This is a genomic window from Pseudorhodobacter sp. W20_MBD10_FR17 (assembly GCF_052119765.1).
Lineage (GTDB): Bacteria > Pseudomonadota > Alphaproteobacteria > Rhodobacterales > Rhodobacteraceae > Pseudorhodobacter.
Map to the genome: position 1 here is coordinate 58,019 of NZ_JBGQOQ010000024.1, position 11,561 is coordinate 69,579.

General features: G+C 58.8%; 10 protein-coding genes and 1 tRNA gene. 5 read left to right on the top strand and 6 right to left on the bottom strand.

From position 1 onward, the window contains the following. Window positions 1–41 precede the first annotated feature (41 nt). Entirely contained in the window at window positions 42–1,154 is a 1,113-nt protein-coding gene (locus ACEN2J_RS15325) for a pyridoxal phosphate-dependent aminotransferase (protein ID WP_442106979.1), read from the top strand. Here the strand turns inward: ACEN2J_RS15325 and ACEN2J_RS15330 are convergent, their stop codons facing one another. The 4 genes from ACEN2J_RS15330 to pepN form a co-directional block, all read right to left on the bottom strand. Further along, the gene (locus ACEN2J_RS15330; RefSeq protein WP_442106980.1) at window positions 1,155–1,574 is read right to left on the bottom strand and encodes a DUF4177 domain-containing protein; all 420 of its coding nucleotides are present in this window, start codon (window positions 1,572–1,574) and stop codon (window positions 1,155–1,157) included. It lies immediately after the preceding gene. A gap of 132 nt (window positions 1,575–1,706) precedes the next feature. Then, window positions 1,707–3,218, bottom strand: coding sequence for an Asp-tRNA(Asn)/Glu-tRNA(Gln) amidotransferase subunit GatB (gatB, locus tag ACEN2J_RS15335; RefSeq protein WP_442106981.1), 1,512 nt, complete (start codon window positions 3,216–3,218; stop codon window positions 1,707–1,709). Window positions 3,219–3,248: 30 nt separating this feature from the next. Then, the gene (locus ACEN2J_RS15340; protein ID WP_442106982.1) at window positions 3,249–4,121 is read right to left on the bottom strand and encodes a lysophospholipid acyltransferase family protein; all 873 of its coding nucleotides are present in this window, start codon (window positions 4,119–4,121) and stop codon (window positions 3,249–3,251) included. 72 nt (window positions 4,122–4,193) lie between these two features. Continuing rightward, the gene (gene pepN / locus ACEN2J_RS15345; protein WP_442106983.1) at window positions 4,194–6,746 is read right to left on the bottom strand and encodes an aminopeptidase N; all 2,553 of its coding nucleotides are present in this window, start codon (window positions 6,744–6,746) and stop codon (window positions 4,194–4,196) included. Between the two features lie 120 nt (window positions 6,747–6,866). Here pepN and ACEN2J_RS15350 point away from each other — a divergent pair, with 120 nt between their 5' ends. The 4 genes from ACEN2J_RS15350 (at window position 6,867) to ACEN2J_RS15365 (ending at window position 11,212) form a co-directional block, all read left to right on the top strand. After that, entirely contained in the window at window positions 6,867–8,255 is a 1,389-nt protein-coding gene (locus ACEN2J_RS15350; protein ID WP_442106984.1) for an FAD-binding domain-containing protein, read from the top strand. Further along, window positions 8,255–8,440, top strand: a complete 186-nt coding sequence (locus tag ACEN2J_RS15355; RefSeq protein WP_442106985.1) for a DUF2256 domain-containing protein — start codon at window positions 8,255–8,257, stop codon at window positions 8,438–8,440. Before ACEN2J_RS15350 ends, ACEN2J_RS15355 begins: the two co-directional genes overlap by 1 nt. Window positions 8,441–8,536: 96 nt before the next feature. Continuing rightward, the gene (locus ACEN2J_RS15360) at window positions 8,537–10,678 is read left to right on the top strand and encodes a malate synthase G (protein WP_442106986.1); all 2,142 of its coding nucleotides are present in this window, start codon (window positions 8,537–8,539) and stop codon (window positions 10,676–10,678) included. 96 nt (window positions 10,679–10,774) lie between these two features. Further along, window positions 10,775–11,212, top strand: coding sequence for a GNAT family N-acetyltransferase (locus ACEN2J_RS15365; protein WP_442106987.1), 438 nt, complete (start codon window positions 10,775–10,777; stop codon window positions 11,210–11,212). Here ACEN2J_RS15365 and ACEN2J_RS15370 read toward each other — a convergent pair. Beyond that, window positions 11,202–11,420 (bottom strand): RND transporter, encoded by a 219-nt coding sequence (locus ACEN2J_RS15370; protein ID WP_442106988.1) that lies wholly within the window; start codon window positions 11,418–11,420, stop codon window positions 11,202–11,204. The two genes, ACEN2J_RS15365 and ACEN2J_RS15370, sit on opposite strands and share 11 nt — an antisense overlap. 64 nt (window positions 11,421–11,484) lie before the next feature. Next, window positions 11,485–11,561 (bottom strand) — tRNA-Asp (locus tag ACEN2J_RS15375).

The following is an 11,561-nucleotide window of genomic DNA, read 5'->3' on the forward strand; positions in this document are numbered from 1 at the left end:
AAGCCTTGCTGAGGAAAGCGGTTTATGGCTATCTTCTTTGCATGAAAACTCCTCAATATACCTCTCTTTCCGCTTCACTTCCTGCCACGGTGCCCTTTGTTGGCCCCGAGAGCCAAGAGCGCGCCAATGGCCGCCCGTTTGCCGCACGGCTGGGGGCGAATGAAAACATGTTTGGCCCCTCGCCCATGGCGATTGCGGCGATGGCAGCGGCGGCGCGTGATGTGTGGATGTATGGCGACCCCGAGCTGCATGATTTGCGCGCGGCCCTTGCCGCACATCACGGGTGCAAACCTGAAAATATCGTTGTAGGCGAAGGCATTGACGGTTTGCTTGGCTATTTGGTGCGGCTGATTATTGGGCCGGGTGATCCAGTCGTCACATCGGACGGGGCCTATCCGACGTTCAATTTTCACGTCACGGGCTTTGGCGGAACCTTGCACAAAGTGCCCTATCGCGGCGACTATGAGGACCCCGACGCCCTGATCGCGCGGGCGCATGAGGTGGGTGCCAAGCTGGTGTATCTGGCCAACCCCGACAATCCGATGGGCAGCCAGATCGCGGCATCCGCGATTAAGGCGATGATCGAGCGGCTACCGCAGGGATGCTTGCTGATCTTGGATGAGGCATATATCGATTTGGCCCCCGATGGCAGCGCGCCGCACGTGATGCCAGATGACCCCCGCGTGATCCGGTTTCGGACATTTTCCAAGGGCTATGGCATGGCCGGATTGCGCGTAGGCTATGCGATTGCGGCACCAGAATTGGTGCAGGCCTTTGACAAGGTGCGCAATCATTTCGGGGTAGGCCGCATCGCGCAGGCGGGGGCGCAGGCGGCCCTGCAAGACCAAGACTGGCTGGCCGAGTGTAAAGTAAAGGTGGCGGCTGCACGGCAAGAGTTTGCACGGGTTGGCCGCGAAAATGGCCTGATTGCCCTGCCTTCGGCCACAAATTTCATTTGCCTAGATTGCGGACATGACGGCGCGTTCGCACGCAGGGTTTTGCAAGAACTAGGCACTCGCGGGGTATTTGTGCGTATGCCCAGCGTGGCCCCGATGGACCGCTGCATTCGGGTGAGCGTGGGCGATAGGGCAGCCTCGAAAACGTTTTCCGATGCGCTGCCCGCGGCATTGGCAGCGGCTTTGGCGCAAGGCTGATTAATCTACCGGCGCTTTGGCGGCATGCTTTGGGTCCGCCCCTACATCTTCAGGCTCATCAGCCTCAGTTTCCGCAAACAGCTCTGCCGGGATGGCTGAGATTTTTGGTTCGAGACGATCGGACGGCGCGTCTTTGTTTTCTATCTTTTTAAGGACCGTAGGTTCCAGCATTTCCACGGCTTCGGCATGCAATTCGCGGCGAAACACAAGCATGTTTTGATAGACCGATTTTGAGCCCGTCAGCCCGACCCGTTCTTCACATGGCAAAATATCGGACCGGATATATTCCCAACCCAAAACGCCCATTTTGTTCATCAATGTCGTCAGGGCCAAGGCAAAACGATCGGCAGGGGTTTTGGCCCCTTTGGATTTCTCGCCTTTTTTAGGGGCAGGAACGACCTGATATTCAAAACTTTTCATGCGCCCTCCTGAGGCATTGATTGCAGGCACGCTAACCGATTGAGGACGCGCTGGAAAGGGTGCGGTTCAGCACTGTGCTCAGCACGCGACAAAGCAACCAATTCGACAATTTTAGCGGCTCGACTGAGGCCGTTACAGCCCCAGCTTTTTCGCGACCAGTTCTTGCACCATTGCAGGCGCGGCTTTGCCGCCGGTGGCTTTGATCACTTGGCCGACGAACCAGCCTGCCAGTTTCGGGTTGGCTTGAGCTTTTTCAACTTGGGCGGGGTTGGCGGCGATGATTTCATCGACGGCCGCCTCAATCGCACCGGTATCGGTCACCTGTTTCATGCCGTTTGCTGCGGCGACGTCCGCAGGGGTGCCGCCGTTGGTCCAGACCAGTTCGAACAATTCCTTGGCCATTTTGCCCGAAATTTCGCCAGAGGTGATCAAATCGATAATTCCGCCCAGCTGATCTGCGGACATTGGCGTGCCCGCAATGGTCAGGCTTTCTTTGTTCAAACGGCCAAAAAGTTCGTTGATCACCCAATTGGCGGTGATTTTACCATCACGGCCCCGCGCCACAGTTTCAAAAAAACCTGCGCTATCAAGGTCGGCGGTCAGCACGTTTGCATCATAATCGGTTAGGCCGAAATCGGCCATGAAACGCGCTTTTTTCGCATCGGGCAGCTCGGGCATTGAGGCGGCGATATCATCAACCCAAGCCTGATCAATTTCCAGCGGCAGCAGATCAGGGCATGGGAAATAGCGGTAGTCATGCGCCTCTTCTTTGCTGCGCATCGACCGCGTTTCGCCTTTGTCCGGATCATAGAGGCGGGTTTCTTGGTGGACGCTGCCCCCATCCTCTAGAATCGCGATCTGACGACGGGCCTCATAATCAATGGCTTGGGTCATAAAGCGCATCGAGTTCATGTTTTTGATTTCGCAGCGCGTGCCGAGGTGGGAAAAATCCATGCTTTCAGCGAATTTCTCATATTGGCCGATACGGCAAACCGACACGTTCACATCGGCGCGCAGGTTGCCGTTTTGCATGTTGCCATCACAGGTGCCCAAATAGCGCAGAATCTGGCGCAGTTTGGTGACATAAGCCGTGGCTTCCTCGGCTGACCGAATGTCAGGGCGGCTGACGATTTCCATCAGCGCCACGCCGGTCCGGTTGAAATCGACAAAAGACATGGTCGGGTCCATGTCGTGGATGGACTTGCCGGCGTCTTGCTCCAGATGGATACGCTCAACCCGCACGAGGCGGGCGATGCCGGGGGAAAGCTCAACCAGCACTTCGCCTTCGCCCACGATGGGGTGGTACAGCTGGCTGATCTGATAGCCCTGCGGCAAATCGGGATAGAAATAGTTTTTACGGTCAAACGCCGACCACAGGTTAATCTGCGCCTTAAGGCCAAGGCCCGACCGCACGGCCTGTTCGACGCAATAATCGTTTATAACCGGCAACATACCGGGCATGGCGGCATCAACGAACGACACGTTAGAGTTGGGCTCGGCCCCAACTTGGGTGGACGCCCCCGAAAATAGTTTCGCGTTGGATGACACCTGCGCGTGGATTTCCATCCCGATCACAAGTTCCCAATCATGCTTGGCCCCAGAGATTACCTTTGGTTTGGGGTTTTCATAGGTCAGATCAAGCATGGCGCGTCCCTTTATTGGTATCGCGCCTGTTTACGGCAGCGGGGCCAAGGGTTCAAGCCAGATTGGCAGCCGTGAGGTTTTCAAAAGACAAACCGCAGGCGAGCGCTGATCGCCCAAACCCAAGGTTCGATCGCGTAGAAACTGGGTTGCAACCTCGGGCGACCTTGGCAGATGCGCGGCGGGGATAGGCGCGCCAACGGTTAGTGAAAACGGTTGGTTGGATTTGTTCAGCACCTCATGGAACAAGGTGATGTCGCGCAGGCTGGGGTGAATACGATCCAGCAGGTAGAACAGGCCCGAGTTACGGGCGCGGATGTTGATGGGGATAATCGGCAAGTCATATTTGCGGGCCAGTTGCGCGGCAGATTGCATCCACGGGCGCTCATGCAGTTGCCAGCCGCGACGTTTGGCCAAACGCCCTGATGGAAACAGCACGCCCATGCGGCCTTGCTCCACGGCCTCGCGCGTAAAGGCCAAGGTTTCACGGGTTTTGGCGTGGCTGCGTTTGTCTTTCCGCCATTCAACCGGCGCGATCATCGGTGCCATTTGCGGCAAGACCCGCAGGATGTCGCTATTGGCAAAGAAATACAGGTCACGGCGGATGGGCGACAGCAGGTGGTGCAGAATGATGCCATCCGCAATGCCCGTCGGGTGATTGGCAACGATCAGCGCAGGCCCCGAGCGGGGGATATGTTCCAGCCCACTGGCGCGGGTGTTGCAGGCGACCAGCGCCGCCATCACCGACATCACGCGCTCGGGCGGCAGGGTTTCGCAGATCTGCGCCCAAGTCAGGGTTTCAGGGTAACGCAGCACCCGTTCAATGGTGCGGCGGGCGGGGCCGAAACCGGGCCTGGCAAGCCAAGGCGCACGTTCGGTCAAAAGGGGGTCAAGGCGCTGTTTCATGCCCCCAATATGCTGCGATTCCGTAACGCGTGTATGACGAAACCGGGGGCAAGCCGCCCTGCCCCCGATAGATCACGCGGTCAGCATCCGACCAACCATTTCGCCCAAGTTGCGGCTTAGATTCGGGCTGGATTGGATGCGCTGCAAGGCGGCGCGGATCATGGCTTGGCGGTCGGCATCATAGCGCGGCCAGGTTTCAAACGCTGTGGACATGCGGGCCGCAGTTTGCGGGTTCACAGGGTCCAGCTTGATCAACCAATCGGCAAGCAAGCGGTAGCTGTCGCCTGAGGCATGGTGAAAGCCTGCGTGATTGCCCGAAAGCGACGCGATGACCGCGCGGAACCTGTTAGGGTTTTTCCAATCAAAATCAGGGTCTTGGGTCAGTGCCTCGGTGGTGGTGGCGGTGGCATCGGGTGCGGCATAGCTGACCTGCAACGCGAACCATTTGTCCATCACCAACCGGTCGCCTTGCCATTGCTTGCGGAAGGCCGCGGATTGCGGCCCCCCTTGGCCAATATCCAAAAGTACCGCCAAGGTGCCCATTTGTTCGGTCATTGAATTGGCAGCCGCAAAGGCCGCAACCGCTGCCTTGCCATCATCCAGCCGCGATTGCAGCGACAGCGCACCAAGCCGCAGCGCCCGTTTGCCCGCAGCAATCGCCCCCGGATCAAAGGGGCCGGGCGTTGCGAGGCTGGCAATCAAGGTGGGCAAACGCGGGGCCAAATGCTGGGCAAGATCGGCCAACATAGCCGCGCGGGCGGCGTGAATGGCAGCAGGGTCAGGCATATGGCCCGCCGCATGCAAGGTTTGGGCAAGGTCATCTTCGCCGGCAAGGCGCAGGGTAAGTGCGCGGAAGGCAGGGTCGAGGCTTTCATCAAACGTAACCGTCTCAATCGCGGCCAACCAATCGGGCGACGTGGGCGCGCCTTCAGTGATCTTGCGGATCAGCACCTCTTTGGCCAAGGCACGCCCCGATTCCCATTTGTTGAACGGGTCGGTATCATGCGCGAGCAAAAAGGCGCGCTCGGCAGGGCTGGTCGCACGGCTTAACACCACAGGCGCCGAAAATCCGCGCAGGATAGACGGCGTCGGGCGCGCAGCAAGGCCGGTAAAGGTAAAGCTTTGACGGGCTTGGTTCAGTTCCAGCAGGCATGTTGGCACCACCTCATCCCCGTTGGGGTTCAGAAGGCCCACGGCGACAGGAATAACCTTTGGCGCCTTTACAGGCTGGCCCGGTGTAGGAGGGTTTTTCTGTTCCAGATGAAGGGTATAAGTGCCGTCCATATAATCATCCGTGACAGTGACGTGCGGCGTGCCTGCTTGGGTGTACCAATGCTTGAACTGGGTCAGATCACGGCCTGTGGCATCCTCAAAAACCTGAAGCCAATCTTCAATCGTGGCGGCATCGCCGTCGTGGCGGTCAAAGTACAGATCAAGTGCCGCGGCGTAGCCGTCATCGCCCACAAGTGCGCGCAGCATCCCGATCACCTCGGCGCCTTTTTCATAGATCGTGGCGGTGTAGAAATTGTTAATCTCGACATAGCTGTCGGGCCGCACGGCATGGGCCAACGGGCCACCATCTTCGCGAAACTGGCGGGCGCGCAGGGTCAGCACATCCTCAATCCGTTTTACGGCATGGCTGCGCATATCGCCCGAAAACTGTTGGTCACGGTAAACGGTCAGCCCCTCTTTCAGGCACAACTGAAACCAGTCGCGGCAGGTGATGCGGTTGCCGGTCCAATTGTGGAAATATTCATGCGCGATCACCGCTTCAATCCGCGCGTAATCATCATCGATGGCGGTTTCGGGCGTGGCCAAAACCAGTTTCGAGTTGAAAATGTTCAACCCTTTATTTTCCATCGCGCCCATGTTGAAATCATCCACCGCGACGATGTTGAAAATATCGAGGTCATATTCGCGGCCATAAACCTCCTCATCCCACTTCATCGACCGGATCAGGCTGTCCATCGCATAGGCGCATTTGCCCTCATCCCCCGGACGAACATAGATATTAAGCGCGACGCGGCGACCCGACATAGTGGTGAAATGGTCGGAATAGGCGGTCAGATTGCCCGCAACCAGCGCAAACAGATAGGCCGGTTTGGGCCACGGGTCATGCCACGCGCCGAGACCTGTGGGGTTGCCGTTCGACAGCTGCACCGACATGCCGGTTTCCATCGTTACGTCAAAGCGGGCCATGACATCGGGGCGGTCGGGGTAATAGGTGATCTTGCGAAAGCCCTGCGCCTCGCATTGCGTGCAATACATGCCGCCCGACATATACAGCCCGTCAAGCGAGGTGTTGGTTTGCGGCGAGATTTCGACCTCCGTCTCCAACGTAAAACTGCCGCCTGGCAGGTCAGCGGCAGGGATTGTCAGGCCGGTTTCATCGGGCTGATGAGCAAGGGGGTTGCCATTCAACAACAAGGCTTTCAGGGCAAGCTGTTCCCCGTCGAGCCGCAGGTCTTGGCCCGCTTTTGCGGCTGGATTGGCAGCAAAGGACAGCTTGGCGGTGACGCGGGTTTGCGTGGGGTGCAGTTTAAAATGCAGCGCAACATGGTCAAGCGCATAAGGAAAGGGAAGGTAGTCGGCCAGAAGGATGGCTTTGGGAGATGCGTCGTTCATGTGGCTGGCCTTTATTGCAAGTTTTGGCGACACGTTAGCGCCGCAGGGAGCGCGGTACAACCACCTCAAACCCACAATAGGGGGTTTACGAATCTGCGCGGAACGCTACATCTATGTTCCATGAATGTTCTTGTTTGGTATAAGCGCGATTTACGGGTGGAAGATCACCCTGCCCTGTGTTTCGGCGCAGAGCTTGGCGCTGTTTTGCCGCTGTACATTGCCGAGCCAGAGGCTTGGGCGCAGCCGGATACCTCGGCGCGGCAATGGGCGTTTGTGGCGGAAACGCTTGCAGGGCTGCGGCGCGATTTGGCGGGCTTGGGGGCGCCATTGGTGGTTCGCGTTGGCGATGCCGTCGAGGTGCTGGCGCGGCTGTGCAAGCAAAACAACATCACACGGATTGTGAGCCATTTCGGCGCAGGCGATGCTTGGGCCTTTGCCCGCGATGCGCGGGTGCGCGACTGGGCCAATGGCGCGGGGATTGAATGGATCGAGCTGGCGCAAACCAGCGATGAGCTTTTGGCTCCCCCCGGTTTGCGAATGGTTGCGGGGATTGAGCCGGGCGTCATTCCCAATGCGCGGGCGCTGCGGATGGCGGGCGATGATTGCCCGCATCGCCAGATTGGTGGCCGAACACAAGGCATGGCGCTGCTGGACAGTTTTCTGGGCCAACGCGGGTTAGGCTATACACGCGGTGCCGACGCGGTGATGAGCGCCGAGCGCGTTTGTTCGCGCGTATCGCCCTATTTGGCGCTAGGAGCTGTGTCAAAGCGTGAGGTGGCTTTGGCTGTGCAGGCGCGGATTGATGCGCGGCCGGGGGCAGATTGGGGGCCAAGCCTGCGGGCCTTTCAGCTGCGGATCGGTGCGCGGTATAAACAGCCTGCGCTGGATATGGCTCTGCCCGCAATACAGGCCAAAGGCGTGTGTTTTGACGGATGGTGCAAAGGCCAAACCGGCCTGCCCTATCTGGATGCCTGCATGCGGTATTTGCGGGCGACGGGGTGGATTAACTTTCCTGCGCGGGCGATGCTTGTCTCTGTCGCAGTGCATCATTTTCAACTGGATTGGCAGGGCGTTGGGCAGGTCTTGGCGCGCCGCCTTACAGATTACGACCCTGCCATTCATTGGGCGCAGGTGCAGCGCCTTGCGGGGCTGGCCACCCAACGGGCGCAACTGATCGACCCCGTAAAACAAGGGCAGCAGCATGACCCCAGCGGCGCATTCACCCGCCGCTGGGTACCCGAACTGACCGCCGTGCCCGATGCGTTTTTGCAAACCCCGTGGAAATGGCCCGGTGCCCAAGCGATTTTGGGACGGCGTTACCCCGAACCTCTGGTTGATATCGCCACGGCCGCCCGAAACGCGCGGGCGATGATGCGGCGCGATACAGTCGTGGAAGATGTCGAGCTGATCGAGCCCTGCACGCGGGGCGGGCTATTTTTCACCCCGCGCAGCACCGGCTTTCGACGCACGCGTGCGCCCGTGGCAGGCCAACTAAGCTTGGATTTGTGATGCCCAAAGGTGTTGCCAAACGCGACTTGCCGCAAAAAACCTGTGCCACCTGCGGGCGGCCGTTTGTCTGGCGCAAAGCTTGGGCCAAGGTCTGGGATAAGGTTCGCTATTGTTCCGACCGCTGCCGTGGCGCCAAGGCAAAACCCGTAAATTCAGGGCAACTATCAAAAAATTCACGAAAGTGATTTGGCGAAACAGCGCCATAAAGCCGAGTAATTTTGTTGCCTTTGCGCGGGCTTGCTCCTAACTCTTTTACAAACCGAAAGAGGAGACGCAAGGCGATGGCACAGATGTTGGACAAGGGCGGGATCACAGTAGACGCGCAGTTGGTGCAGTTTATAGAAGACAAGGCATTGCCGGGAACCGGCGTCACCGCCGATGCGTTTTGGACAGGCATGGCGGGGGTGATCAACACGCTCGGCCCCAAAAATCGCGCTTTGCTGGCCAAACGTGAGGCCATTCAGGCCAAGATTGATGCGTGGCACATCGCACATCGCGGCCAGCCGCATGACGCCGATGCCTACATGGCGTTTCTGGGAGAGATCGGATATTTGGTCCCCGAAGGTACTGATTTTACGATCGAAACCACAAACACCGACCCCGAAATTGCCTGCATTGCAGGCCCACAGCTGGTGGTACCAATCACCAACGCCCGCTTTGCGCTGAACGCGGCGAATGCGCGCTGGGGCAGCCTTTATGATGCGCTTTACGGCACCGATGCGATGGGGGTTCAGCCGCCCAAAGGGGGCTACGAGCGTGGGCATGGCGCACGGGTTGTAGCGCGCGCGCGGCTGTTCTTGGACGAGGCCTTTCCGATCAAAGGCGCCAGCCATTCCGACGTGCGCCGCTATCACGTGCAGGCTGGGCAGTTGCTGGTTGATGACCTGCCACTGATGGACCCCACAAAATTCGTGGGCTATCGCGGCAACCCCAAGGCACCGGATGCGGTATTGTTGAAAAACAACGGCTTGCATGTCGAATTGGTATTCGACCGCGCCCATCCGATTGGCAGCCGTGACCGCGCGTTGCTGGCCGATGTGCGGGTTGAGGCGGCGGTTTCCGCGATTATGGATTGCGAAGATTCGGTGGCCTGCGTGGATGCCGAGGATAAAACCCTCGCCTATTCCAACTGGCTGGGCCTGATGAAGGGCGATCTGGAGGACAGCTTTGATAAGGGCGGCAAGCAGATGACGCGCCGCCTGAATGCCGACCCCGCATATACCGCGCCCGATGGGACGCCCTTTACGCTCAAGGGCCGCGCCTTGATGCTGGTGCGCAATGTCGGGCATTTGATGACCAACCCTGCGGTGCGCGACAAAGACGGGAATGAGGCCTATGAGGGCCTGCTGGATGCCTGCATCACCACGCTGATTGCGATGCATGATTTGCAGCGCGATGGCGGGAACTCGGTTTCGGGCTCGGTCTATGTGGTGAAACCCAAGATGCACGGGCCGGAAGAAGTTGCCTTTGCCGATGAGATTTTCTGCGCGGTTGAGGCGATGCTGGGCTTGCCGCAATACACAGTAAAGCTGGGGATCATGGATGAGGAGCGCCGCACCACGGTGAACCTGAAAGAATGTATCCGCGCGGCGAAAAACCGTGTGTGCTTCATCAACACAGGGTTCTTGGACCGCACTGGCGATGAGATTCACACCAGCATGGAGGCAGGTCCTTTCAGCCGCAAGGATTTCATCAAACGCAAAGGCTGGATTGGGGCCTATGAGGCGATGAACGTCGATATCGGGCTTGAGTGCGGGCTTTCGGGCAAGGCGCAGATTGGCAAGGGCATGTGGGCCATGCCCGACCTGATGGCCGCGATGCTGGAACAAAAGATTGACCACCCCAAGGCGGGTGCGAATTGCGCTTGGGTGCCGTCCCCTACCGCCGCTGTTTTACACGCGCTGCATTATCACAAAATCGATGTGTTCGCGGTGCAGAAACGCTTGGCCAAAGGTGGGCGGCGAGCGCATGTGAATGCGGTGCTGGATATTCCGCTGGCGACCTATCGCCGCTGGACCGAGGCGCAGATCATGCAAGAGGTGGAAAACAACGCCCAAGGGATTTTGGGCTATGTCGTGCGCTGGATCGACCAAGGTGTCGGCTGCTCCAAGGTGCCAGACATCCACGATGTCGCCTTGATGGAAGACCGCGCGACCTGCCGGATCTCATCTCAGGCGCTGGCGAACTGGTTGCATCATGGCGTGGTCTCCGAAGTGGCCGCGATGGCAGCAATGCAGAAAATGGCCGCCGTGGTCGACCGTCAGAACGCAGGTGATGCGGCCTATGTGCCGATGGCGCCGGGGTTTGACGGGATTGCATTCAAAGCGGCCTGTGATCTGGTGTTCAAGGGCAAAGAGCAACCTTCGGGCTATACCGAGCCTGTGCTGCACGCGCGCCGGTTGGAGCTAAAGGCGCGGGGCTAAGCGCGGGGGCAAGTGCTTATCCAAAGCAAAGCTGGGGGTTTCACACCCCCAGACCCCGTGGGATATTTTCAAACAGATGATGTGGGGACGGTTGCTGTGGGTGTTCGAGATATTTCAACGCGAGACGAGGCGGTTTGGCGCGACCTTTGGGGGCAGTATCTGGCCTTTTACGAGGTAACACTGGCGCCGGATATTACAGACCAAATCTGGGCGCGACTGATAGACCCTGCCGCATTGCTGCGCGGGCGTGTGGCCGAGGTGGATGGCGTGCTTGTAGGCTTTGCCTTGCACCACACGCATCTGTCAACTTGGGCAGCCACGCCCGATTGTTACTTGGAAGACCTGTTTTTAACCGAGGCCGCGCGGGGCCATGGCCTGGGCCGTGCGCTGCTGGATGACCTGATCGCGATATGCCGCGCCAATGGCAATGCACGGCTCTATTGGCACACAGATGAAGGCAACACGCGGGCGCGCGCGCTGTATGACAGCTACGCGCCCTATGACGGGCATGTCCGCTACCGGCTTAAGCTTTAAGCGCCATCCGCGCCAGTTTGGCCACCAAGAGCAGCACGGGTGCGCCATGCATCAACATATCAAAAATATCGACTGGGCGGGTCAGCGTACCTGCGGCCAGCATTTTCAGCTTTTCCCACAGATGCGGTTCTGGAAAAAATGGCGCAAGGCCAAGCGTTAGCGCTGCGATGATAAGCAGGTTAAGCGGAATACCGTCGAGAAAAGCCATGTGTTACCCCCCATTGGTTTTGGTGGTCATACAGCACATATTAGCAGGGATGAATGGGTAAAAATGGCGCGGTTGACGGGGCTCGAACCCGCGACCCCCGGCGTGACAGGCCGGTACTCTAACCAACTGAGCTACAACCGC

Excerpts from the sequence above, each read along its gene's own strand:
- ACEN2J_RS15330 (WP_442106980.1), bottom strand. The coding sequence starts at position 1,574 with ATGAAAAGTTTTGAATATCAGGTCGTTCCTGCCCCTAAAAAAGGCGAG.
- ACEN2J_RS15370 (WP_442106988.1), bottom strand. The coding sequence starts at position 11,420 with ATGGCTTTTCTCGACGGTATTCCGCTTAACCTGCTTATCATCGCAGCG.
- pepN (WP_442106983.1), bottom strand. The coding sequence starts at position 6,746 with ATGAACGACGCATCTCCCAAAGCCATCCTTCTGGCCGACTACCTTCCC.
- ACEN2J_RS15350 (WP_442106984.1), top strand. The coding sequence starts at position 6,867 with ATGAATGTTCTTGTTTGGTATAAGCGCGATTTACGGGTGGAAGATCAC.
- ACEN2J_RS15355 (WP_442106985.1), top strand. The coding sequence starts at position 8,255 with ATGCCCAAAGGTGTTGCCAAACGCGACTTGCCGCAAAAAACCTGTGCC.
- ACEN2J_RS15325 (WP_442106979.1), top strand. The coding sequence starts at position 42 with ATGAAAACTCCTCAATATACCTCTCTTTCCGCTTCACTTCCTGCCACG.
- ACEN2J_RS15340 (WP_442106982.1), bottom strand. The coding sequence starts at position 4,121 with ATGAAACAGCGCCTTGACCCCCTTTTGACCGAACGTGCGCCTTGGCTT.
- gatB (WP_442106981.1), bottom strand. The coding sequence starts at position 3,218 with ATGCTTGATCTGACCTATGAAAACCCCAAACCAAAGGTAATCTCTGGG.
- ACEN2J_RS15360 (WP_442106986.1), top strand. The coding sequence starts at position 8,537 with ATGGCACAGATGTTGGACAAGGGCGGGATCACAGTAGACGCGCAGTTG.